The sequence below is a fragment of the Olleya aquimaris genome (assembly GCF_003259525.1).
Classification (GTDB): Bacteria; Bacteroidota; Bacteroidia; order Flavobacteriales; family Flavobacteriaceae; genus Olleya; species Olleya aquimaris.
The window spans coordinates 1-24,389 of the sequence record NZ_QLLO01000001.1 but is presented as its reverse complement, the minus strand read 5'-3'; the positions used below and the strand labels follow the sequence as shown (position 1 = coordinate 24,389).

The window sequence follows — 24,389 nt, the reverse complement described above, 5'->3', positions numbered from 1 at the left end:
ATGAGAAAGATATTCATTTTTATCTATTTTATTAGCCTTACTGTTTGCGGTCAAAACACACCCTTTGACCCATTAGTAAGTAAAGGCGAGCTATACCATTATGCGCAGTACACTTGTTTAGGAAAAACAGATTTAACTATTGATGAGTTTTTAACTAAACAAGATTTAAAATTTGAAGATTTAGATTCAGATAACTTAAATCTAGGTTTTACTTCAGACCATTATTGGGTTAAATTTGCCCTAAAAAACAGTTCAGACAGACCATTAACCTATTACTTAGAAACAGCAAGACCAATTACAGATAAGGCTAATTTATTTGTTATAGATAGTGCTAGTACTGATATTAAAAAATTTAAAAGCGGAGACCAAATTCCATTTTCCGAAAGGCAAGTCAAACACAGATCAACTGTATTTAAGTTAAATTTAGAACCAAACTCCAAGCAAGATGTTTATATGGAGTTTGCCAGCGATGGCGAAACCATAAATGTCCCACTTAAATTATATACAGAGTCTGAATTTTGGTGGATGAACTATAGGCAACAGCTGTTATTTGGATTGTTTTATGGTTTACTGTTATTAGCAGGTATATCTTATTTGTTTTTTTACACAAGTTTAAAGGATAAGATATTTTTGTATTATGGATTATATGTGTTTTCTATAGCACTATTACAAGCAGCTTTAGATGGTTATATCTTTGAATTTGTTTTTCCAGGATCTGGGTATATAAATAGTCGTGCAGTATTAATTACAGGGATATTATCTAATTTATTCTTACTTAAATATTGCCAATATTTTCTAAGAGTAAACAAAAAATTAAAACAATTTAAAATTTATTATAATGTTATTTTCTGTTCTTTAGGAGTGGCATTTATAATGTTGTTTTTATCACCAAAAACAATGGAATATGCTTACCCACTTAGTAACATTAATGGACTAGTGAGTTTAGTTTTAATTTTAGGTACCATATTAACACTTCGATATAATAAAGTATTTGTAGATATTTATTTTTCAATAGGTATTTTATTTTTAATAGTAGGATTATTAGGATTTGTTATGAATAACCTAAGCATTATTCCTAACAATGCTTTTACAGAAAATAGTGTTAAAATAGGAAGTGCTATTGAAGTAATCTTTTTATCGTTATCGATGACCAATCTAATAAAAAGACTAAAATATTCTGAAGTAGAGTCCAAAAAAATAGCACTAAATAAATCCCAAGAGATACTTCAACTTAAATCTTTTTTTATGTCTAATATAAGTCATGAGCTTAGAACACCTATTAATGCTATTATGGGAATTGCAGAGACAGAATTAGAAAAAGATGCAGATGAAGACACTAAAAAAAATTATGAGATAATTAAAAACTCATCCATTAGTTTATTAAGTAACGTCAATGATATTTTAGATTTTGATAAATTAGTTAGAAACGAATTAGAATTAAATAAAGAAGTATTTAACCCTTTAGTACCTTTAAATGAAATCTGTAATAACTGGAAAGTTGAAGCTGAAAGAAAGGGACTAGAATTTAATTTTATAATGGATTCAAACATTCCAGAATTTGTAGAAAGTGATTCTGAACGGTTTATTCAAATTTTAAATAATATATTAAGTAATGCAGTTAAGTTTACTTCCTCAGGGCATATTGAAGTAAAAATAAATTGCTGTCCTAAAGCTGATAATATTAATTGTTTTGAAATACAAGTCTCCGACACTGGAGTTGGAATGACTACGGAGGTTAAGAATAAAATATTTGAAAGCTTTAACCAAATGAAGAATAATCACAAAAGAAAATTTGGAGGCATAGGATTAGGTTTAACAATTGTAAAAAAATTGGTACATTTATTTGGAGGTGACTTAAAAATAGAAAGTCAGCTTAATGAAGGAACACGAGTATTTATAGATTTACCTTTAAAGGTTAAAAAGATAGATGTTTATAAAAGTAAATTCCCTAATGAAGACAATTTTTTAAATAGAGAAGTACATATTTTAGCTGTAGAGGACAATAGATTAAATCAAATGGTGATTAAAAAATTACTTGGTGCTGATAATAAAATCTCATTAAGTATTGCTAAAAATGGAGAGGAAGCAATACAAATGCTAAATAAAGACAATTTTGATTTAATATTAATGGATTTACAAATGCCTGTAATGGATGGTTATGAAGCTACAAAACTAATTAGAAGCGGTATTTATGGTCCTAAAATTAAATCTATACCTATTATTGCTGTAACAGCAGATGCAATGCAACAAACAAAAGAAAAAGTATTAGCTATTGGGATGAACGACTACATGACTAAACCAGTTAATAAAAAAGAATTATTACAAAAAATATCTAAGTGCGTTAATAACCACTTAAAGATTGCTTAATCTAAGATAAAAGCAATAGAGCTTTCTATTACAGAATTAATTGATTTTGGTAATGTGTCTTTAACCCAAGGATGTTTTGTGTTAAAAACATGGTTACTATTAGTTATTGCAATTAATTGACTGTTAGGGCTCCAGTTATGTAAAGCTTTTGCTTCTTTAAATGTAACGGTTAAGTCGTCTTTTGCGTGAATAATTAAGTGTGGTATTTGAATATTCTTGCAAGCCTTTTTAATATTTAAGCGGTCTTCATTTGCTTTAAAATCTAGATAAAATTGATAGTTATGAGGCATTTGCTGTTTAGTTCTACCATTTAATACGTATTTAACACCATCTTTTTTCCATTGTTCTAAATCGCCTGTAGTAGTGGTGCGTTGTCCAAATGCACTAACGCTTGCCCAAGTAATTAATTTGGTGACTCTATTATCTTCACTTGCTTTTATTGTTGCTATTCCACCACCTCTAGAATGACCTATTAAAATAATATTTGTGGTATCAATTTGGTTTAAGTAAGAATTTTTTTTTGAACATAAAAAAGAAAGCATATCATTTACATCTTTTAACTCTTTACTATAATTATTTTCAGCGAAAGCGTCTAAATCCGGAAAATCTATTGGTTGATCTACAGTGCCACCATTGTGTGAAAAATTAAATTTCACAAAAAATAAATCATGGTCTTTAAATGTATTAGCGACCAAATCCCAAGCTCCCCAATCTTTAAAACCTTTATAACCATGACAAAAAATAACTAGTGGTTTAGATTTGGAGGATTTATTAAAAAAAAGGTCAAAAACTATAGGTTTTTGCTTATTTCTGGTTAAAATTTGATTTTTTAGAATCATTTTAGCTCTTTTTCGATAAAATTAATTTCTGGATTACAAATTTCTAATATTAAGGTTTTAAGCTGGGTTTCAAATAAATCTAACATATCTTTAGTGATTAATGTTTCATTATTTCTACTATGTGAACTTGTTTTTTTTGTAAACGGAATAAATCCAACACCTAAATTTTTAAATGATATGATTCCCGCATTTAAAGGTAATGTAACTAACCTAGCTTTATAAAGCATATAAGCATACATTAATACTTGAAAAGATTTACTATATTTTGTATAATCTATTAATAAGTCTTGCCATTCTATAACAGACACCTTGCTTTGATCAACCTGTCCTGTTTTATAATCTATTATTCTAATGGTTCCGTTATACTCATCAACTCGGTCAACAGTACCTTTTAAATGTATTGTAAAATCTAATTCGTCTATTTGTAAAGGTATTCGTTCTACTTTAGCTTCTAAAGCTATTATTTTTATTGTATTTCCTTTTTCAAGAGACTTAATTTCTAGATTTAAAAAATTAAGAACATATCGTTTTGCAATTTCAAAGACAATAAGGTTTTTACCTTTGGTCATATCACCTTCCTTATATTCGTCTTTAAAAAAGTTAGAGATATGGGTGTCAATTTTTGGTTTTATAGCATTTATTTTAGCGACTGTTAAGTATTCTCCTATAAAAGGCAAGTATAAAGTCTCTAATGTATTGTGTACAACTGTACCAAGTGTATTGGTAGCAATAGTTTCTTCAACTTCCTCTAAATCTGAAACCCCTAATAACTTTTGATAATAAAAATCTAATGGATTTCTAATATAACTAGTTAAGGACGAAGGAGAGAATCCCTTTTCAGCAATTTTTTTTAAAATTGTAATTACAGCATCTGTTTTTATAATGGATGCAGGCTGGTTGTTAAAGTTAGGCACTTTAGGGGTAAGTATTTTATGATTGATATCATGTATACCCTCAAGTTCTAGTTGTTTGATAAACCTACTTTTTTCGCCTCCAACCAGAGTATCAATTTCTGTGTTATATAAAATGTAAACATTTTTTGCACGTTGTAGCAAATGATAAAAATGGTAAGTATATACAGCGTCTTTTTCTTTATAAGTAGGTAAGTTGTTTTCTATCTTAACATCAAAAGGAATAAATGAGTTGTTAGTTTTTCCAGAGGGTAAAATACCTTCATTAACATTAGAGATTATTACGGTTTCAAAATCTAAAACACGAGATTCTAGCATACCCATTATTTGTAAACCTTGCAAGGGTTCTCCTTGAAAATCTAATGTTTCAGAACTTAATAATTCTTTATATATACTATATAACGCCTTAATATCTTTTATGTGGTTGTAAGTATCATTAAGTCGTTTTATTTCGTTAAACAAGGTGTTAAATCGATATAAATACTCTAATCCTAGTTGATTTTTTTTCTTATCCTCAGTTTGTTGTATTTTAATTGTATTAATAAGTTTAAAGCAGTTATTTAAAGCTATTTCCGGATTGTTCTCCCAATTACTAAATAAGATGCTTAATAATTCTTGTTCTTCCTTACAAATAGACAATAAACGGTCTTTAGTAAGATATACTAGGTTGTTTTTATTAATCAATTCTATTATTCCTATAGCACTTCCTTTTTTAAATAAGGGTTGTATAAATTGATGTGATAAAATACTTATCACATCTTTATAATAAAACGTATTGCCATTCTTTTTTTGTAGTGTAAATAAATATTCGAATAAAGAAGCTAAAGGAATAGCTTTTAATGGAAAACCCATTGTGATATTTAACGTTTCTACAGTTTCTGGAATAGAATTAAGTACTGGAATTAATAAGTTTTCGTCGCCTAGGACCAATGCTGTGTTTTTTAAAGAAGCATCTTTAGTTGATAGTTCTTCTAAAATAGATCCGATAGCTTTGGCTTGTCCAATATTTTTTGGAACTCCAAATACGTTTATATTCTTTTGCTGCTTATAGTAGTTTTTAATCCAGTTAAAAGGGGTTTTGTTAAAGTATTTCCATTGTGCTTTATGTTGCCTAATAAACAAACCTGCATCATGAATTTTATGGTCTATAAATGTGCTATCAATATCCCAATAAATTGAAGCTAAATCATTTTGTAGAAGCTCTTGAATGATGGTTTCCTCTGCCTTATTTAAAGCATTAAAGCCTAAAAAAACATGTTTATTTGTTGTGCTATTTATGTAAGCTTCTATATTTTCAAAAGCTTCACGGTATAATAAACCTTGATATCCTTTTTTTTGGGAAATTAAAGACTGAGTAAAAGTTGTGTAGTAGTCATTAAGCTTATTCCAAAATTTAAGGTAACTACTTACAACTTCTGTTTGATTGGGTTGTAATGACCAATGCTCTAAATCTTTAATTGCTTTTAAGTAATCAAATATCTTTTTTTCTGGTACTAGATAGCGATCAATCTCATTAAAATCTTGAAGAATGATTTGAGCCCATTTAGAAAAGCTATCAAGCCCTTCCTGCTCACTTTTTGGAGTAATTTGGATGTACGTATTATAAAACTGAAATAACAGCTCTGTATTAGATACTGTTTTTAATTGCGATAATTCCTCAACAAAATTTTCAATACTAATTATTTTTGGTGCAAAGATGGTTTTATTTAAAAGTAGACTTAATTCTTGTTTAAGAAAAATACCAGAACGTCTACTTGGACACACAAAGATAAGTTGACTAAAATCTTCGTCTTTATTTTTAAGGTCAATTAATACATCTTGAATAAAACTTGTCATTATATAAAAATAAAAAACGCTTCGGATTCCCGAAGCGTTTTTCTATAAAACTTATGTGAATGTGTTAAAACTTATTTTTTAAGTTTAACTTCAACACGTCTGTTGTTAGCTCTACCAGCTCTTGTAGCGTTAGAGTCGATTGGGTAATCTTCTCCAAAACCGTAAGCGTTTAATCTTTCACTATCAATACCGTTTTCGATAAGGTAAGCCATTACAGCGTTAGCTCTAGCATCAGATAAAGTTTGGTTAGAAGTTTTACTTCCAACACTATCAGTGTGACCTTCGATAGTAAAGTTAGAATCTGGGTACTCTTTTAATATTGCAGTAATAGACTGTAATACAGAGTAAGTTTCTTTTTTGAAGCTAGATTTTCCAGTGTCAAATAAGATTGTTTTAGCATAGCTGTTTAATTTATCCATAACTTCTTGAGTTGGCTGAGCAACTACTTCTGGACAACCATTGTTAGCTACAGTTCCAACTTCTTTTGGACAGTTATCATCTTTGTCTAAAACACCATCACCATCAGTATCTGGCCAAGGACATCCACCGTTTGCAGCTGGACCAGCCTCACTTGGACATTTGTCTTTAGCATCAGCAACACCGTCACCGTCAGCATCTGGACAACCTTTTAAAGATTTTAATCCTTTTACTTGTGGACAATCATCGTTGTTATCAGAAACACCGTCACCATCCGTATCAGGACATCCGTTAAACTCAGCTAAACCAGCTTCGTTTGGACAAGTATCTTTAGCATCTTCAATACCATCACCGTCAGTATCAGGACATCCATTAAATGCCTCTAATCCTGGTACATCAGGACAAGCATCATTTTTGTCGTAGATACCATCACCATCTGTATCAGTTCCTCCAAATCTTACAGATAAACCTGCAGAGTGTTGGAAGTGCTTAGTTAAATAATCCTCAAAAGAGTGCTTGTATTTAGACTCAACAAAGAAACCAATGTTATCAGAGAACCAGTAAGTTAATCCTAAAGAAGCATTAACAGTTCCTGCTCCAACTGCATTACCTGAAGTTGTAGAAAATGTGTTATAAGTTCCTTCTTCAATCCAAGTGTAACCACCACCAACTCCAATAGCTGGATCTAGTTTAGTTGAACCGATTAAATTTCCTAAATGATATCTTACATTACCATCAATAGCATAGTAAGCTAAATCATTAACAGGAAGGCTTGGGTTAGTACTATCTTGTCCCCATTTGTCAATTCTGTTTATAGAACCTCCAGCTTGGATTGTAAAGTTATCTCCTACGTATTTAGATACAGAAACGGTAGATAACGATGGTAAAATACTCCAGTGATCTCCAACGTTAAAAAATTCATCAAAGTAACCTCCTTGTGGAGTGTTTTCACCTACTGGGAAAACATCTACTGCGTTTATACCGAAGTTGATTGCCCATGGGTTGTTTTGGTCTTGCGCCATAACGTTACCTAAACTTGTAAGTAGTAACATTGTGAACAATAATCTGCTAAGATTTTTCATATTCAAAAATTTAATTTTTAAGTGTTAATTAGAAGCAAAAATAAGTTGTTAAATATTATTAACAAAGACAAATATATAAAAATATTGATTATTTCGTGCTTTTGTTTTGGTATTATAGATTGTTTCTAAATAATTTCAAGTGTTTTACCAACTTTAACAAATGCATTAACAGCCTTTTCCAAGTGTTGTCTAGTATGAGCAGCAGATAATTGAACACGTATTCTAGCCTTTCCTTTTGGGACTACTGGAAAAAAGAATCCAATAACATAAATGCCTTCTTTTAGTAGCATATTTGCCATAGTTTGTGAGAGTTTAGCGTCATACAACATTACAGGAACTATAGCAGAATCTCCATCTATTATATCGAAGCCAGCTTTTTTCATTTCTTTTTTGAAAAAATTAGTGTTGTCTTCTAGCTTATCTCTTAAAGAATTATCGTTAGCTAACATGTCAAATACCTTTATGGAAGCGCCAACAATAGCTGGTGCTAACGAATTTGAAAACAAGTAAGGTCTAGATCGCTGACGCAACATTTCTATAATTTCTTTTTTACCTGTTGTATAGCCTCCCATTGCTCCACCTAAAGCTTTACCTAGAGTTCCGGTAATGATATCAATTCTATCCATTACACCTTTTTCCTCTAAAGTTCCACGTCCAGTTTCGCCTATAAAGCCAGTTGCATGACATTCATCTATCATTACTAACGCATCATATTTATCAGCCAAGTCACAGATTTTATCTAAAGGTGCGACTAGCCCGTCCATTGAGAATACACCATCTGTAACGATAATTTTGAAACGAGCCCCATTTTTATTAGCATCAATAAGCTGTTGCTCTAAATCTGCCATATCATTGTTTTTATAACGGTAACGCGCAGCTTTACATAATCTAACACCATCTATAATTGAAGCATGATTTAAAGAGTCCGAGATAATTGCATCTTCTTTACCTAATAAAGGTTCAAAAACCCCTCCATTAGCATCAAAAGCAGCAGCATATAATATGGTGTCTTCTGTACCATAAAATTCTGCTATTTTATGTTCTAAAGTTTTATGTATGTCCTGTGTACCGCAAATAAATCTAACAGAAGACATTCCAAAACCATGGGTTTCCATTGTGTCTTGTGCAGCTTTTACAACCTCTGGATGAGAGGATAATCCTAAATAATTATTTGCGCAAAAGTTTAAAACTGTTTCTCCGGTATTTAAAGTGATTTCTGCCCCTTGAGCTGAGGTTATAATACGCTCTTCTTTAAAAAGCCCATTGTCTTTTATGTCCTGTAATTCTTTTTGTAAATGTTCTTTTATCTTATTGTACATACACTATAATTTTGTTTCAACAAATTTAAAAGGTTTTAAGCATATTAAACCCTAAAAAATTAATCTTTTATTATCAATAAGTCACTATATCTATTTGCTGGTTTAAATAAACAAGAATTTTTTTACTAACTGTAAAATTCATTTCTTTTAAAATATCAGAATAATACTCAAGCTGTTGTTGGTATTTAGGGTTTGACAGCCCCGTTTTATAATCTATAATAACAGCATCATTATCTTTAATTGCTAAGCGATCAGGTCTAACTATAGTGCCAGATTTTGATAGGATATCACGCTCGTTATAAATTGTATAGTTATTGGTGTAATACTTATAAATTTCAGGATGGTTTATGATGCTTGTAATTGTGTTAGTTAGCAAAGTCGATTGCTCTTTATTTATAACTCCAGTATTTAAATAATCATTAATTACAAATTCTACATCTGCTATGGTTTTTATATCTGCCATAATATCATGAATTAAATTACCCTTTTCAATAGCTTGTTGTTGGTTTGTATCCCATAAATAGCCAGATTTAGTTATAATTTTTATGTCATGATCTTGTTTTGCTACACTAATAAATTTTTGGGTTTCAATTGTAGAATGGGTTGTAGTTTCTTGTTCGATATCTTTATTCTCATTTCCAAAGCTATATTCTAATTGGGCTTCATTCCATAGCCCTTTATGGATTAAATAATTAATAAGTAATCCGGAATATGTTTTAAATGGTACACCATCTTTTTTAGATATATCTAATTTAGAGATGATATGAAGTTGTTCTACTGGTCTAGTTAAGGCAACATATAACAGGTTAATATTGTCTAATTCTTGTTCTGATCGATGCTTAAAATAAATGGCTTCACCAATGTCTCCAAACTGTTCAAAATCTTTATTAAAATTTAAAAGCGCTTTAGAAAACCCATTAAACTCATTTTTATCTAGAGGAAACCATTCTTGTGGTCCTTTTTCTCTGTAAATGTCTAATTGGGCATAAGGAAAAATAACCACTGGAAACTCTAATCCTTTAGACTTATGTATAGTCATAATCTGAATAGCGTCTTGATTACTTGGCGAGACAATGTTTAAGTTCTCTTTTTTAGCATCGTAATATTCTAAAAATGCTGAAATATCTGAAATTTGCTTTTGCGAAAACTCTAAAACAACATCTAAAAAGTATTGAATAAAAGCATTAGAAGATTTTGTTAGATTGAAACTTCTAACAATGGTTTCTGCCATATCATACAATGACAATTGTAATAGATGTGAAGGGTTAACATCTATAGAAAATTTTGTAAAACTTTTAAAAAATGCATCAATGGATAAGGCTAAGTGAGTGATAAAAAAATGATGCTTATCTTTAATATTATTTAATGCAGCGACATGATATAATATTTTGATTTTAGCTTCCATATTTTTAGGGTTAATTAATAATCTAAAAATATTAACCACTAAATTTACATCCTCAGAGTTATCAATTAGCATGGTTTCTGAGGACGTTATTTTTATTCCTTTTTCACTTAAAAATTGGGCAATTGCTGCACCTTCTTTTTTCTTTCTAACTAAAACGCAAATGTCTTTTAAATGGTAACCATTTGTTAGACATTTCTCTACAGTTTCAAAAACTGCTTGAGAATAAATGTCATTTTGGTCTTCTTCTTTTTGAATATCTAAAAACTTAATACTAACAAACCCTTCAGGTTTTAGCATGGGCTCTTGTGTAGCTTTTTTATATAATTCTGAATAGTCCGTATTACGGAAGCTTTGTTCTGATAGATATTTAAAAAATTGATTATTAAATTGTATAATGTTTTTGTGACTTCTGTAATTAGCTTTTAGATTTACAACTTGTTTTTCTACAGGAAAAGGGTTTTGTTGTGGGTAATTATCTTCATCTTTTGTTAGCTCTATAAATTGTTCGGCTTTTCCACCTCGCCATCTATATATAGCTTGTTTGGCATCTCCTACAATCATTGCTGTTCCTTTCTCACCTTTAAGGTTTTGACCAGAAAGTGTGTTTTCTATTAAGGGTATTAAATTGTCCCACTGCATTTCTGAGGTGTCCTGAAACTCGTCTATAAAATAATGTCTAAATTTTTCTCCTAAACGCTCGTAAATAAAAGGGGTTGGTTGGTTTTTAATTTCTTTACTAATAATCGAGTTAAATTCTGAAATTAACAACTTGTTTTCGTCTTCCTTGATAGTAGTTAACTCTTTATTTATAGCATTTAATACAGAAAGCGGAGTAATGTTTTTGTAAATAGCTTTTAAAAACTTTAAATCAAAAACTGCTGCTTTAGTTTGGTTAAAAGCAGAAACAATTTCAGGTTTTATAGCATCCAAAACAGCTTTAATTTCATCGCTCTTAGCCTTAGGGTACAATGGTTTTTCTTCAAGATTTACCACCCAAGATGCACTATAATCTATGCTAATGTCTAAGTGTTTTAGCTTTGAAAAATATTTTGGGATGTAGGCGTTTTTTCCTCCAGAAAAATCTTCAAATTCTAAACCAGAATTTTTAATTAATGATAATGCGTTTTCAGAAACTTTTACAATTTGTTTTTCAATGGTATTAATTCTTTTTACCAATTGTGTTTTTAATGCATCAAAATCGTCTAGCGTTTTATGTTTAATACTATTAACATGTGGTAAGTCATTATCATTAATTAGCAATTTTGCTATGTTGTTAAAGTCAGTAGAGACATCCCAACTTTTATCATCATCAGCTTTTTCTATTGCAAAATCTATTAATATTTTGGTTAATTTTTGGTTGGTACCTGCTTTTGCAATTAAACTATCTACTGCTTGACTAAGCAATGAAGGTGTGTCTAGTTCAACCTCAAAATTTATTGGAATTTTTAAATCGTGTGCAAACGTTCTAATTAACTTATGATTAAATCCATCTATAGTAGACACATCAAAAGCAGCATAATTATGCATAATAGAATGTAATATAGCTTTTGATTTTTTTCGGACATATTCAGGGTCTAAATTTAGTTCTTCTACAATAGCTAAAAACATACTACTATCTCTAAACTGAAACTCTTGTAATGCATCCAGAATTCTAGTTTTCATCTCTGCTACAGCCTTATTGGTAAAGGTAATGGCTAAAATATGCTTGTAACTATCATTAAAAGTAGACGTAAATAAAAGCTTTAAATACTCCTTAACTAAAGCAAAGGTTTTTCCACTACCAGCAGAAGCATCATAAACTTTAAAGGAAGGGGTTTTGGACATTAACATTTAAATTTTAGACAAGATAATAACAAATTAATGGTTGCTAAATTTTTTTTAAAACTATCTTCAATATTTAAACTACGATGTTAAAGTATTATTAAATACAATTAAACAATGGTCTAAATATTTTCAATTGAGGGCTTTAATGTTTAATTTTGAGGTAATAGAATATTAACACTTAAAAACATACAATTATGGCTTTTGAATTACCAAAACTAAAATATGCGTATGATGCATTAGAACCACATATTGATGCACGTACAATGGAAATACATCACACAAAACATCATAACGGTTATACAACCAAATTAAATAGTGCTATTGAAGGGACTGATTTAGAAGGAAAATCTATAGAAGATATTCTAACTAATTTAGATATGAAAAACATGGCTGTTAGAAATAATGGAGGAGGATTTTATAACCACTCGTTATTTTGGGAAGTGATGAATCCAGAAGGAAAAGGACGTTTATCTGGAGATTTAAAAGATGCTATTGAAGCAGCTTATGGATCTGTTGATGCTTTTAAAGATGCATTTAGTAAAGCTGCAGCAACACAATTTGGATCTGGTTGGGCTTGGTTATGTGTCCATAAAGGTGGAAAAGTAGAAGTATGCTCTACACCAAATCAAGATAATCCATTGATGCCAGGTGTAACTTGTGGAGGGACGCCTATATTAGGATTAGATGTTTGGGAACACGCTTATTACTTAAACTATCAAAACAGACGTCCAGATTATATCGATGCATTTTTTAATGTTATAAACTGGAATGAAGTTGAAAGACGTTACGCAGAAGCTAAATAGGCTTTTACACATTTATAAAAATAGAAAAGCAGACTTTTTAAAGTCTGCTTTTTTTATGCTTGAAAAGTTGTTTTTTAGAAAAGTTTGGGCAAATAAAAAAGGTGAACGAGAGTTCACCTTTTTTGCCCCAAATCTACCATGAACTTAACCTACTTATGTTATGGTAAGCTCAAATATAACGACATTTAAATTGATTTATTATAAAATATAGTTAAAAAGTAAAAATATTCGGTTAAAGGATGTGTAACTAGAAAAACCTTACTGCATTAAAATTAGTAAGCGCGCTCTTTGTTACCTTCATAAAAATTAATAAACGCTCTGTTTACTACTCTATTTCCACCAACCGTTGGATAATTACCAGTAAAATACCAATCTCCTAAATGATCTGGACAAGCTTTATGTAAATTGTCTACAGGTTGAAAAATGATTTCTACTTCTGCTTTAACAGAATCATCCGTTAACAAACTTGATATTTTTTCCGAAATCTGTTCTGGTGTAAATTGGTCGTAAATTTCTTTTACAAAATTAGTGACGTCCTTATCCTCTAAATCCTCTTGTGCTTTACACTTTTTGTAGACTTCTTCTACTAAACTGTATTTATTGTTTTCTTTTAATAACTCTAAAGCTGCATTAAAAGCAACTAAAGTTTCTAGATTAGCCATATCAATTCCGTAGCAATCAGGATAACGTATTTGTGGAGCAGAGGATACAACTACAATCTTTTTAGGATGTAATCTGTCCATCATTTTTATAATACTCTTTTTTAAAGTGGTACCACGAACAATACTATCGTCTATAATAACCAAATTGTCTGTGGGTTTAATAACTCCGTAAGTCACATCATAAACATGTGCAACCAAATCATCACGACTAGAATCTTCTGTAATAAAAGTTCTAAGCTTAACATCTTTAATGGCTATTTTTTCTATTCTAGGTCTTTCTTTTAAAATAGAGGTAACATGTTCTGCAGATAGTTTACCGTTTCCGTCTAATATAGCTTGAGTTTTCTTCTGGTTTAAGTGCTCCTCAACCGTTTCAATCATACCATAAAAAGAAGTTTCTGCTGTATTAGGTATGTATGAAAACACTGTGTTTTGGGTGTCATCACCAATTGCTCTTAGTACTTGAGGCATCAATAATCGACCAAGCATTTTTCGTTCTTGATAGATTTCGGCATCACTACCTCTAGAAAAATAGATGCGTTCAAAACTGCACGATTTACGTTCTAAAGGTTCTAATATTTTTTTAATTGAAGTCTCGCCAGATTTTTTAGTAATAATTGCATGTCCAGGACTTAATTCTTTAACATCATCAAATTCTACATTAAATACGGTCTGAATTACTGGACGCTCTGAAGCAACCACAACAATTTCGTCATCTTTATAATAATAAGCTGGGCGGATTCCTGCTGGATCACGCAATACAAAAGAATCTCCATGACCTAATAAACCAGCCATAGCGTATCCACCATCCCAATTTTTTGCTGCACGTTTTAAGATTTTATGAATCTTTATACGCTCTGCAATTAACGGTGAACATTCATGCTTATCGTATCCTTCCTTTTTTAGGTCTCTATAAATTTTGCTTACAGCATCATCTAAAAAATGACCAATTTTTTCCATAATGGTAATGGTATCTGTGTATTCTTTTGGGTGTTGCCCAAGTTCTACCAGATTTTTAAATAGCTCTTTAACATTAGTCATATTAAAGTTTCCAGCTAAAATTAAATTACGATGTTGCCAATTATTTTGTCTTAAAAAGGGATGAACACTCTCTACACTGTTTTTACCAAACGTCCCATATCTAACATGACCTAAAAGGACTTCTCCTATATATGGTATGTGTTTTTTCTGTAATCCAACATTATCTTGATATTCTGGATGCTCTGTCAACTCTTTATTAACACGTTCGTTAATTTGAGCAAAAATATCTTGTATAGGTTGTTGCGCGATAGAGCGTACTCTACTAATATAACGTTCACCAGGTTTGGTGTCTAGTTTAATACTTGCAAATCCAGCACCATCTTGACCACGATTGTGCTGTTTCTCCATCATTAAATACATTTTATTAACTCCGTAAAAAGCGCTTCCGTATTTTTCTTTGTAAAATTCTAAAGGCTTAAGAAGTCTAATTTGTGCAATTCCGCACTCGTGTTTTAAAGCATCACTCATTGTTGTTGTGTTGTGAGTTGGTCAATGTTGTTATACAAAAATATTATAAAATCATTTTGATACAAGTCTAGTACAAAAAAAAGCGCTCTATATTTTGAGCGCTTTTTGTTATGTTAATTTGATATCAAATTGTGTCAAGTTTTTAAAAGCCTGTAAGCGTTTGTACACTTCCTTGTCTGTTAAATTTAGCATGCGTTCTGTACCGAATTTTTCCACACAAAACGAAGCTAAGGTCGAACCGTAAATTACAGCGTTTTTCATATTTTCAAAACTAGTATCTCCTGTGCTTGCTAAGTATCCAGCAAAACCACCAGCAAACGTATCTCCAGCTCCTGTTGGATCAAACACTTCTTCTAATGGTAAAGCAGGTGCATAAAACACCTCGTCATTATGAAATAATAATGCGCCATGTTCTCCTTTTTTAATCACGACATATTTTGGACCCATTTCATGTATCTTTCTTGCAGCCACCACTAAACTATATTCTCCTGATAATTGCCTAGCCTCTTCATCATTAATAGTAATTACATCTACGTTTTTAATAACAGATTTTAAATCGTCTAAGGCGATATCCATCCAAAAATTCATGGTATCTAAAATAGCTAACTTTGGCTTTGTTGTCATTTGGTCTAAAACACTTTGTTGTACAGAAGGATGCAGGTTGCCAAGCATCACAATGTCTGCATCTTTATAATCACCTGGTACAACAGGATTAAAATGTTCTAAAACATTTAATTCTGTAGCTAAGGTGTCACGAGAGTTCATATCATTATGATATTTACCACTCCAGAAAAATGTTTTTCCTTCTTTAATAATTTCTATACCATCTATATTTACACCTCTATTTGTTAAAAGGTCTAAATACTCTTGAGGGAAATCTCCACCAACAACAGAAACTGCTGCTGCATCAACATTAAAATTAGACGCAGACAACCCTATATAGGTTGCAGCTCCACCAAGAATTTTATCTGTTTTTCCAAAAGGTGTTTCTATAGCATCAAAAGCTACAGTACCAACAATGACTAATTTGCTCATAAAAGCGTTTTAAATTAAGGCGCAAATATACGATTTTTATGGACTAATTTAAGTAAAGATTGTATTAGTTACTTTCTACCAAAATCTGCAGGAATTTCTCCCCAAGCTTTAGTTTCCCATTTAACTAGTGTTGTCGTATAAGTATTGGTTTTTAGCCAAGTAACTGCACGATCTACTAAATCAAAAACGGGCTTGTTTTTCTCATTACGTTCTAGTTTAGAGTTGCAATGCTTTTTCTTCACCCAACTTATTGCAGTTTTAGAGTCTGTGTAAATAAGTTTATCACTATTACGCTGTTTTAAATATGCTAATCCATGGACGATAGCCAGAAACTCACCAATATTATTGGTGCCTTCATCAAAAGGACCTTGAATAAATAATTGTTTTTTTGTTTTAGTGTCAACTCCGCGATATTCCATAATTCCTGGATTACCAGAAGACGCTGCATCTACAGCAATAGAATTATAATTTGGTTGTCCTATTTTTTTTAGCTGAAGTTCGCTCAGTTCACTTTTAAACGTTTTGTCTTTACCTATATAGTCTTTATAGTTGCCTTTTAATGCCTTTTTAGCTGCATCAAAAGTGGCGAAAGACTTGTAAATAGCACCTTGATAGTCTTTGATTTGGGCTTTACAGTCATCCCAAGATTCAAAAACACCTGTGTGATGCCCTTTCCAAACGGTGTAATATTTTTTCTTTTTTTTACTCATCTTTCATTACTACAAAAGCGGAAATTATTTAATTTTTCAATAGTTTCTCTACCACTTTCGGAAAATGTTCCATTTCTAATGTATGTATTTTTTCAGCAACATCTTGAGCAGAATCTGACGTTAAAACATCACATTTTGCTTGAAAAATTATCGTTCCTTCGTCATAATGTTCATTTACGTAATGAATTGTTATCCCTGTTTCGGTTTCTTTATTAGCTACAACTGCTTCATGAACATGCATCCCGTACATGCCTTTTCCACCAAATTTTGGAAGTAAAGCAGGATGAATATTTATCACCTTATTTGGAAATTGTTTAATAATATTTTCAGGAAATTTCCATAAAAAACCTGCTAATACAATAAGATCTGGATTGGATGATTTAAGGATGTTTAAGACATCTTCCGTTTCGGTAAATGCTATTTTGTTAAATGATAACGCGCTAACTTTCAGTTTTTTACAACGCTCTAATACTTTGGCATGAGGATTGTTAGTTAGTACCTGAATAACAGACGCATTGTCGCTATTTTGAAAAAACCTTATTAAATTTTCAGCATTACTTCCGCTTCCGGACGCAAAAATTACTACACGTTTCATTTTCTAGTTTCAATGTTAAAATCTTCAAACAAAAAAAGCAATAATTATTAACAATTACAGGCTAAAACCAAAATTCTTCAATTTAAATAATTAAATTAGTAGCACATTTTTTAACTAATCGTGTGTTTTAAATTAAAGTTTTTTATTTTTGCCACTTAATTAAAACTAAAAAAATTAAAATTATGTCAGACATTGCATCAAGAGTAAAAGCGATTATCGTAGACAAATTAGGTGTTGATGAAAACGAAGTTGTAACTGAAGCTAGCTTCACTAACGACTTAGGAGCAGATTCATTAGACACTGTAGAATTAATCATGGAATTTGAAAAAGAATTTGATATCCAGATTCCAGACGACCAAGCAGAAAACATTGCAACAGTAGGTCAAGCTGTATCTTATATTGAAGCTGCTAAATAAGCACAATAATTTATGGAACTTAAGCGAGTAGTAGTTACAGGTTTAGGAGCATTAACACCAATTGGAAACACTAAAGACGAGTATTGGTCTGGTCTTATTAGTGGTAAAAGTGGTGCTGCACCAATTACTTATTTTGACACTGAAAAGTTTAAAACTAACTTTGCTTGCGAGTTAAAAAACTTCGTAGCTACAGATTTTCTTGATAGAAAAGAAGCACGAAAAATGGATAGGTTTACACAGTACGCAATGGTCGCGTCAGACGAGGCTATTGCGGACTCAAACCTTGATTTAGATAAGGTCAACAAACTTAGAGTTGGCGTTATTTGGGGAGCAGGAATTGGTGGTTTAGAAACGTTTCAAAACGAGGTATTAAATTATGCTGAAGGAGACGGAACACCAAGATTTAATCCTTTTTTCATACCAAAAATGATTGCAGATATTGCTCCAGGAAACATTTCGATAAAAAATGGTTTTATGGGTCCAAACTATACTACTGTATCTGCTTGCGCATCTTCTGCTAACGCAATGATTGATGCTTTAAACTATATTCGTTTAGGACATTGTGATGTTATTGTAACAGGAGGTAGTGAAGCTGCAGTAACTATTGCAGGAATGGGAGGATTTAATGCTATGCATGCTTTATCAACTAGAAACGACAGTCCGGAAACTGCATCAAGACCTTTTGATGCTACTAGAGATGGTTTTGTTTTAGGTGAAGGTGCAGGAGCTATTATATTAGAAGAGTATGAGCATGCTAAAGCTAGAGGCGCAAAAATTTATGCTGAGGTTTTAGGAGGCGGATTATCTTCTGATGCGTACCACATGACAGCACCACATCCTGACGGAATTGGCGTTATTGCTGTTATGAAAAATTGTCTTGAAAATGCTGGATTAAAACCAGAAGATGTAGACCATATCAACACACACGGTACGTCTACACCATTAGGTGATGTCGCAGAATTAAAAGCCATTAAAGAAGTTTTTGGCGAACATGCTAAAACTATTAATATTAATTCTACCAAGTCTATGACTGGTCATTTGTTAGGTGCTGCAGGAGCTGTAGAGTCTATTGCTGCTATATTAGCAATGGAACACGGTATTGTACCACCAACTATTAACCATACAACAGTAGACGAAAATATAGACGCTGAACTAAACTTAACTTTAAACACACCTCAAAAAAGAAACATAAAAGTTGCTATGAGCAATACTTTTGGATTTGGAGGTCACAACGCTTGTGTATTGTTTAAAAAATTAGATTAGTTACCCGAATGAAGCGCATTCGAAACATATTTAATTCCCAGTCTAAAGACCATGGGGATTTTTTTATGTCCATTTCTAAAATCTTAAAGTTTAAACCTAAAACAATTAAGCATTACCAAACTGCTTTTACACATCGTTCTATGAACATAAAAGATGGTAAAGGTCATATCATTAATTATGAGCGGTTAGAGTTTTTAGGAGATGCTATGCTTAGCGCTGTTATTGCCCATCACTTGTATATGGAAGTACCAGGAGGTGATGAAGGGTATTTAACTAAAATGCGATCTAAAGTAGTTAGTCGCGAGCATTTAAATGAATTAGGAAAAGATCTTGAATTAATTAAACATGTTCAAAGCAAAATACCTAAAGGACAATTTGGAGATAATATTCATGGAAATTTGTTTGAAGCTTTAATTGGAGCTATTTATTTAGATAGAGGTTATAAATACTGTGAGAAATTCATACAAAAACGCGTAATTAACCCTTATGTAGATATAGAAAAATTAGAGGGTAAAGTTATTAGTTATAAAAGCTTGTTAATAGAGTGGTGTCAAAAAGAAAAAAAGATTTTTGATTACCACGTGTATGAAGATACAGGTAACGATGATGTAAAACATTTTTCAGTAAAACTATCCATAAACGATAAAATTGTAGCTAAAGCTAGAGCGACTTCAAAAAAGAAAGCTGAAGAAAAAGCTTCAAAACGTGCTTTTTTTGCTTTACAATCTCAAATTTCTAAAGCGGGATTTATTTAATTGCTGCTAATCCTTTTCTAACTTAAAAGTCAAGATTTTACTATATCGTTTTCGTAACTATTTGTTGTTAAGTTTAAGTAAAATAGGCTGCAAGTAAGTGTTTTAATGCTATATTTACATTTAATTTGCTAAGTAAAATGGCTGTTAGAAAACTCTCTTTAGACGATTTTTTAGACGAAGAGTATTACGCATTAATTGGTATTCATTGTGTAATAGAAGATTATCGTTTGGCTTTTTTAATAAATAAAACATTGGACATCAAATTAAAAAGAAAATCTGAAGATGTTACCAATCCAAGTCTAAGTACAGCATATTCTATTTTTGAATGGGTTGATCAAAAACAACTAACAACCTACCATTTAGTAGCTAATACTTGTAAAGTACAACACGATAACTTAAAGCAACAATCAAACTCGCTATTTGGAGAAGATACAGCAGGAGCAACTAATTATTACCTGTTGCCAGAATATAAAAAAGTAAATTATCTGTTAAAAATAGAAACAGAGTTTCAGCATAAAGAAAAAAAAATTTTAAATAAAATTCTAAAGATTCCGCAAGTTGTCACTGCATACAGTATTGCTGCAGACACCTTAAAATCTAAAGACAATTTAATATTCAACTAATGCCAAAAAGAAAAAAAACAAAGATAGTAGCTACGCTAGGTCCAGCAACCAGTAGTAAAGAGGTCCTTAAAGGTATGTTAGACGAAGGTGCTAATGTGTTTAGAATCAACTTTTCTCATGCAGATTATAAAGACGTTGAAGAACGTGTACAAATGATTAGAGATTTAAACGAAGAGTTTGGTTACAATGCTTCTATTTTAGGAGATTTACAAGGTCCAAAACTTCGTGTTGGTGTCATGAAAGGTGAAGTTATAGTAAATCCTGGAGACGAAATTATTTTTGCAACCGGTAAAAAGTTTGAAGGCACTAAACAACGTGTTTACATGACTTACGATAAATTTCCACAAGACGCTAATCCAGGTGAGCGCATCCTTTTGGACGATGGGAAATTAATTTTTGAAGTTGTTTCAACAGACAAAAAATCTGAAGTTAAAGCCAAAGTCATACAAGGTGGTCCACTTAAATCTAAAAAAGGTGTAAACCTTCCTAACACCAATATCTCTCAACCTGCTTTAACAGAAAAAGATATCGAAGACGCTATTTTTGCATGTAAACTTGGTGTAGATTGGATTGCTTTATCCTTTGTACGTCATGCAGAAGATTTAATGCAATTGGAAGAGCTAATTAAAAAACATAGCGAGCATAAAATTCCAATTATAGCTAAAATTGAAAAGCCAGAAGCAGTAGAAAATATAGACAAAATTGTAGCCTATTGTGACGGCTTAATGGTAGCACGTGGTGATTTAGGAGTAGAAATCCCAGCAGAGGAAGTACCATTAGTTCAAAAAAAGTTAGTGCTTCGTGCTAAACGTGCCAGAATACCAGTAATTATTGCTACCCAAATGATGGAGACCATGATTACTAGTTTAACACCGACACGTGCAGAAGTTAATGATGTAGCCAATAGTGTTATGGATGGTGCAGATGCAGTGATGTTATCTGGAGAGACTAGTGTAGGAAGTTATCCAGTGCAAGTTATCCGTCAGATGTCAAACATTATAAAAAGTGTAGAAGATTCGGACTTAATCCAAGTGCCACAATCACCACCACATATTCGTACTAAACGTTACATCACAAAATCTATTTGTTATCATGCAGCGCATATGGCTAATGATATTGATGCTAAAGCTATTTCAACATTAACCAATAGTGGTTATACAGCCTTTCAGATTTCTGCTTGGCGACCAAACACGCATATTTTAGTATTTACTTCAAATAAGCGTATTTTAACACAGTTAAGTTTACTTTGGGGAGTTACAGCCTTTTATTACGATAAGTTTGTTAGCACAGACGAAACCATTGAAGACGTTAACGCAATTGCATGTAAAAAAGGATTTTTAGAAGTAGGAGATATGCTAATTAGTTTAGCAGCTATGCCAATCCAAGAAAAAGGAATGGTTAATACGTTAAGAGTGACAGAGATTACTAGTTGTAGTTTCTAGTTTGTCATTCAGAACGAAGTGAAGAATCTCTTTTTGGGCGTTACCACAAGGGTCGCGCTATCCACTATATCTTTTTTGCGCATAAGCGCGCACAAAAAAGGATGTTGTTTCAACTACGAAGTAATCACGATTTCTTCCTAAATAAAATGAATGAGTAATCGCTAACGTGTCATGCTGAACGAAGTCGAAGTACATGGCCAACAATAGTATTTATAATTAAAACCAGTTATAGAAATATAACTGGTTTTTTTAATTTAAAACTCAAAACGCAACTGCACACTCACCTCTTTGTCTTTTGTAATTGGTTTAGCTTTCTTTTCGGTGTTTAAATTAGATAATGAAATACCCAATAAACGTACAGAGTTGCTCATTTTTTCTTGATACAATAACTCTTTAGCGGTTTCTAAAATAACAGCTTTATCTGCAATAAAATAAGGCAACGTTTTACTTCGTGTTTGTAAGGTAAAATCGCTATATTTTATTTTTAAAGTCACTGTTTTACCTGCCACTTTACTTTTGCTTAAACGTCGTGCAACCTCTTCTGCAATGTGTTCTAGCTTTTCTAGCATAAATACTTCAGAAGACAAGTTTTCATTAAACGTACGTTCTGCTGCTAAAGATTTTCTGGTTCTATTTGGTTTGACTTCACTGTTATGGATACCTCTAACAATATAATAATAAGACTTGCCAGATTTTCCAAAATTAGCTTCTAGATAGTCTTTAGTTTTAGATTTTAAATCAAGACCAGTAAAAATACCTTTTTGGTACATTTTTTCGGCAGTAACTTTACCAATTCCGTAAAATTTTCTAATGTCTAATGCTTCTAAAAAGTCTAAAACTTCCTCCGGATTTACTGTTTTTTGACCATTAGGTTTATTGTAATCACTTGCTACTTTAGCAACAAATTTATTTATGCTAATTCCAGCAGAAGCGGTTAAACCTACCTCATTAAAAATCCGAGTTCTAATTTCTTCTGCAATAAGCGATGCACTTGGGTTTCCTTTTTTGTTTTCGGTAACATCTAAGTAGGCTTCGTCTAACGATAAAGGTTCTACCAAGTCAGTGTAATCATAAAAAATGGCACGTATTTTTTTTGAAATTTCAGTATACCTATCAAATCGTGGTCGTACAAAAATTAATTCAGGACAAAGTCGTCTTGCTTTAACACCACTAATTGCGCTTCGCACTCCAAATTTTCTAGCCTCATAGCTTGCAGCACTAACAACACCACGCGTTCCACTTCCTCCAACAGCTAATGGTTTTCCTTTAAGTTCTGGGTTATCCATTTGCTCTACAGACGCATAAAATGCATCCATATCGACATGAATAATCTTTCTTATTGGTAAATCGTTTTGCATCTTGTAAATTTACTAATTCCTGCGTAGGCAGGAATCTCTATGAAAGAGAAAAATAATACTAATGTCAGTTCGAGTGTTTTCATTTTTTAAATGAAAATGTATCGAGAACTCTTTTTAACTCATGATTGAAATAGAACGCAAATTTTTAGTGACTAGTAACGCTTTTAAAGCTGAAGCTTTTAAAAAAACCAGAATAATTCAAGGTTTTTTAAGCACAAATAAAAGACGAACTGTACGAGTAAGATTAAAAGGAGAACAAGGGTTTTTAACTATAAAAGGGATATCCTCTAAAAACGGTCTGTCGCGTTTTGAATGGGAAAGAAAAATACCAAAAGAAGAAGCAGAACAACTTTTAAAAATTTGTAAAAAAGGCGTAATTGATAAAATACGTTATGAAGTAAAAGTAGATAACCACATCTTTGAAGTGGATGAATTTTTTGCAAAAAATGAAGGTTTAATTCTTGCAGAAATAGAGCTAACCTCAGAAAAAGAATCTTTTTCTAAACCCAAATGGTTGGGTAAAGAAGTCACTGGTGACGTAAAATATTATAACTCGCAATTAAGTAAAACACCATTTAAAAAGTGGTAAAATAAATAGATTTTGAAAAGATTAGTATTAATTATTGTGGTCATGTTAATGGCTTGTAATAACAAAACAAAAGAAGTAACTCCTGTTTTAAAAGAAGCAAAAACAGAAGTAAAGCAGACAGCAAAACAACTACTAGATTCTTTAAAATCTAAAGGTTTTGAAACGTTTGATTATGTTGATGAAAAAACAAAAGATACCGTTATTATGCAGCAGTATTTTATTGCCTTTTTAAAAAGTGGTCCAATAAGAAATCAAAATGAAGAAGAAGCTGCAATTTTACAAAAGCAACATCGTGCACATTTAGGCAAAATGTACGATTTAGGTTATGCTGATATTTCAGGACCTTTTGGTGATGATGGAGACATAAGAGGTATTACTATTTATAATGTACCAACATTAAAAATGGCAGATAGTTTAGCAAATTCTGATCCAATGGTAAAGGCAGGACGATTAGTAATAGAGCTCCATCCATGGTGGGCAGCTAAAGGATATAGTTTACGATAACAAAAAAGCCTTACTAAAATTTAGTAAGGCTTTTTTTATGGTTTACATTTTGTTTTGGTTGTAAACTATTAGTGTGTTTTTATTGTTTTTGTGGGTTACCACTAACGATAAAGAATTGACTTCTT

19 protein-coding genes are annotated in these 24,389 nt (G+C 31.6%); 9 read left to right on the top strand and 10 right to left on the bottom strand.

Features of this window, described 5'->3' with window-relative positions; translation table 11 throughout:
* The gene (locus LY08_RS00095; RefSeq protein WP_111658397.1) at positions 1-2,367 is read left to right on the top strand and encodes a 7TM diverse intracellular signaling domain-containing protein; all 2,367 of its coding nucleotides are present in this window, start codon (positions 1-3) and stop codon (positions 2,365-2,367) included.
* Here LY08_RS00095 and LY08_RS00090 read toward each other — a convergent pair.
* The 5 genes from LY08_RS00090 to LY08_RS00070 all read right to left on the bottom strand — a co-directional run bounded on the left by LY08_RS00090 (position 2,364) and on the right by LY08_RS00070 (position 12,000).
* Positions 2,364-3,206: an alpha/beta hydrolase family protein gene (locus LY08_RS00090; RefSeq protein WP_111658396.1), complete on the bottom strand. Its 843-nt coding sequence runs from the start codon at positions 3,204-3,206 to the stop codon at positions 2,364-2,366. The two genes, LY08_RS00095 and LY08_RS00090, sit on opposite strands and share 4 nt — an antisense overlap.
* On the bottom strand, positions 3,203-5,953 hold the full coding sequence (locus tag LY08_RS00085; RefSeq protein WP_111658395.1) for a PD-(D/E)XK nuclease family protein: 2,751 nt from the start codon (positions 5,951-5,953) through the stop codon (positions 3,203-3,205). Before LY08_RS00085 ends, LY08_RS00090 begins: the two co-directional genes overlap by 4 nt.
* Positions 5,954-6,024: 71 nt before the next feature.
* Positions 6,025-7,452 carry an OmpA family protein gene (locus LY08_RS00080; RefSeq protein ID WP_111658394.1) on the bottom strand — a complete coding sequence of 476 codons (1,428 nt, stop codon included), beginning with the start codon at positions 7,450-7,452 and terminating at the stop codon, positions 6,025-6,027.
* A gap of 125 nt (positions 7,453-7,577) precedes the next feature.
* Positions 7,578-8,771 (bottom strand): glycine C-acetyltransferase, encoded by a 1,194-nt coding sequence (gene kbl / locus LY08_RS00075; RefSeq protein WP_111658393.1) that lies wholly within the window; start codon positions 8,769-8,771, stop codon positions 7,578-7,580.
* A 73-nt stretch (positions 8,772-8,844) separates the two neighbouring features.
* On the bottom strand, positions 8,845-12,000 hold the full coding sequence (locus tag LY08_RS00070; RefSeq protein WP_111658874.1) for a UvrD-helicase domain-containing protein: 3,156 nt from the start codon (positions 11,998-12,000) through the stop codon (positions 8,845-8,847).
* A gap of 194 nt (positions 12,001-12,194) precedes the next feature.
* Between LY08_RS00070 and LY08_RS00065 the strand changes: the two genes are divergently transcribed.
* Positions 12,195-12,803, top strand: a complete 609-nt coding sequence (locus LY08_RS00065) for a superoxide dismutase (RefSeq protein ID WP_111658392.1) — start codon at positions 12,195-12,197, stop codon at positions 12,801-12,803.
* Between the two features lie 272 nt (positions 12,804-13,075).
* Here the strand turns inward: LY08_RS00065 and LY08_RS00060 are convergent, their stop codons facing one another.
* From LY08_RS00060 to purN, 4 genes are all read right to left on the bottom strand, one after another.
* Entirely contained in the window at positions 13,076-14,974 is a 1,899-nt protein-coding gene (locus LY08_RS00060; protein ID WP_111658391.1) for an amidophosphoribosyltransferase, read from the bottom strand.
* A gap of 108 nt (positions 14,975-15,082) precedes the next feature.
* On the bottom strand, positions 15,083-16,009 hold the full coding sequence (locus tag LY08_RS00055; RefSeq protein WP_111658390.1) for a PfkB family carbohydrate kinase: 927 nt from the start codon (positions 16,007-16,009) through the stop codon (positions 15,083-15,085).
* A 68-nt stretch (positions 16,010-16,077) separates the two neighbouring features.
* Positions 16,078-16,719, bottom strand: a complete 642-nt coding sequence (locus LY08_RS00050) for a ribonuclease H1 domain-containing protein (RefSeq protein ID WP_111658389.1) — start codon at positions 16,717-16,719, stop codon at positions 16,078-16,080.
* 28 nt (positions 16,720-16,747) lie between these two features.
* Entirely contained in the window at positions 16,748-17,314 is a 567-nt protein-coding gene (gene purN, locus LY08_RS00045) for a phosphoribosylglycinamide formyltransferase (RefSeq protein ID WP_111658388.1), read from the bottom strand.
* 182 nt (positions 17,315-17,496) lie between these two features.
* On the opposite strand from purN, the gene LY08_RS00040 reads away from it, so the two are divergent.
* The 5 genes from LY08_RS00040 (at position 17,497) to pyk (ending at position 21,813) form a co-directional block, all read left to right on the top strand.
* A complete protein-coding gene (locus LY08_RS00040; RefSeq protein ID WP_013869581.1) occupies positions 17,497-17,730 on the top strand; it encodes an acyl carrier protein in 234 nt (77 codons plus the stop codon).
* A gap of 12 nt (positions 17,731-17,742) precedes the next feature.
* On the top strand, positions 17,743-18,993 hold the full coding sequence (fabF, locus tag LY08_RS00035; protein ID WP_111658387.1) for a beta-ketoacyl-ACP synthase II: 1,251 nt from the start codon (positions 17,743-17,745) through the stop codon (positions 18,991-18,993).
* An 8-nt stretch (positions 18,994-19,001) separates the two neighbouring features.
* Positions 19,002-19,748, top strand: a complete 747-nt coding sequence (gene rnc, locus LY08_RS00030) for a ribonuclease III (protein ID WP_111658386.1) — start codon at positions 19,002-19,004, stop codon at positions 19,746-19,748.
* A 137-nt stretch (positions 19,749-19,885) separates the two neighbouring features.
* Positions 19,886-20,371 carry an IPExxxVDY family protein gene (locus LY08_RS00025; RefSeq protein ID WP_111658385.1) on the top strand — a complete coding sequence of 162 codons (486 nt, stop codon included), beginning with the start codon at positions 19,886-19,888 and terminating at the stop codon, positions 20,369-20,371.
* The gene (pyk, locus tag LY08_RS00020) at positions 20,371-21,813 is read left to right on the top strand and encodes a pyruvate kinase (protein ID WP_111658384.1); all 1,443 of its coding nucleotides are present in this window, start codon (positions 20,371-20,373) and stop codon (positions 21,811-21,813) included. Before LY08_RS00025 ends, pyk begins: the two co-directional genes overlap by 1 nt.
* A 254-nt stretch (positions 21,814-22,067) precedes the next feature.
* Here pyk and dinB read toward each other — a convergent pair whose 3' ends face one another.
* Complete coding sequence (gene dinB / locus LY08_RS00015; protein ID WP_111658383.1) at positions 22,068-23,171, bottom strand: DNA polymerase IV; 1,104 nt, start codon at positions 23,169-23,171, stop codon at positions 22,068-22,070.
* Between the two features lie 121 nt (positions 23,172-23,292).
* On the opposite strand from dinB, the gene LY08_RS00010 reads away from it, so the two are divergent.
* Positions 23,293-23,760, top strand: a complete 468-nt coding sequence (locus tag LY08_RS00010) for a CYTH domain-containing protein (RefSeq protein WP_111658382.1) — start codon at positions 23,293-23,295, stop codon at positions 23,758-23,760.
* Positions 23,761-23,772: 12 nt separating this feature from the next.
* Positions 23,773-24,264, top strand: coding sequence for a YciI family protein (locus LY08_RS00005; protein ID WP_111658381.1), 492 nt, complete (start codon positions 23,773-23,775; stop codon positions 24,262-24,264).
* Positions 24,265-24,389 lie beyond the last annotated feature (125 nt).

Bases quoted from the DNA above. Each gene is read 5' to 3' on its own strand.
- LY08_RS00095 (WP_111658397.1), top strand. From the start codon at position 1: ATGAGAAAGATATTCATTTTTATCTATTTTATTAGCCTTACTGTTTGC.
- LY08_RS00090 (WP_111658396.1), bottom strand. From the start codon at position 3,206: ATGATTCTAAAAAATCAAATTTTAACCAGAAATAAGCAAAAACCTATA.
- LY08_RS00085 (WP_111658395.1), bottom strand. From the start codon at position 5,953: ATGACAAGTTTTATTCAAGATGTATTAATTGACCTTAAAAATAAAGAC.
- LY08_RS00080 (WP_111658394.1), bottom strand. From the start codon at position 7,452: ATGAAAAATCTTAGCAGATTATTGTTCACAATGTTACTACTTACAAGT.
- kbl (WP_111658393.1), bottom strand. From the start codon at position 8,771: ATGTACAATAAGATAAAAGAACATTTACAAAAAGAATTACAGGACATA.
- LY08_RS00070 (WP_111658874.1), bottom strand. From the start codon at position 12,000: ATGTCCAAAACCCCTTCCTTTAAAGTTTATGATGCTTCTGCTGGTAGT.
- LY08_RS00065 (WP_111658392.1), top strand. From the start codon at position 12,195: ATGGCTTTTGAATTACCAAAACTAAAATATGCGTATGATGCATTAGAA.
- LY08_RS00060 (WP_111658391.1), bottom strand. From the start codon at position 14,974: ATGAGTGATGCTTTAAAACACGAGTGCGGAATTGCACAAATTAGACTT.
- LY08_RS00055 (WP_111658390.1), bottom strand. From the start codon at position 16,009: ATGAGCAAATTAGTCATTGTTGGTACTGTAGCTTTTGATGCTATAGAA.
- LY08_RS00050 (WP_111658389.1), bottom strand. From the start codon at position 16,719: ATGAGTAAAAAAAAGAAAAAATATTACACCGTTTGGAAAGGGCATCAC.
- purN (WP_111658388.1), bottom strand. From the start codon at position 17,314: ATGAAACGTGTAGTAATTTTTGCGTCCGGAAGCGGAAGTAATGCTGAA.
- LY08_RS00040 (WP_013869581.1), top strand. From the start codon at position 17,497: ATGTCAGACATTGCATCAAGAGTAAAAGCGATTATCGTAGACAAATTA.
- fabF (WP_111658387.1), top strand. From the start codon at position 17,743: ATGGAACTTAAGCGAGTAGTAGTTACAGGTTTAGGAGCATTAACACCA.
- rnc (WP_111658386.1), top strand. From the start codon at position 19,002: ATGAAGCGCATTCGAAACATATTTAATTCCCAGTCTAAAGACCATGGG.
- LY08_RS00025 (WP_111658385.1), top strand. From the start codon at position 19,886: ATGGCTGTTAGAAAACTCTCTTTAGACGATTTTTTAGACGAAGAGTAT.
- pyk (WP_111658384.1), top strand. From the start codon at position 20,371: ATGCCAAAAAGAAAAAAAACAAAGATAGTAGCTACGCTAGGTCCAGCA.
- dinB (WP_111658383.1), bottom strand. From the start codon at position 23,171: ATGCAAAACGATTTACCAATAAGAAAGATTATTCATGTCGATATGGAT.
- LY08_RS00010 (WP_111658382.1), top strand. From the start codon at position 23,293: ATGATTGAAATAGAACGCAAATTTTTAGTGACTAGTAACGCTTTTAAA.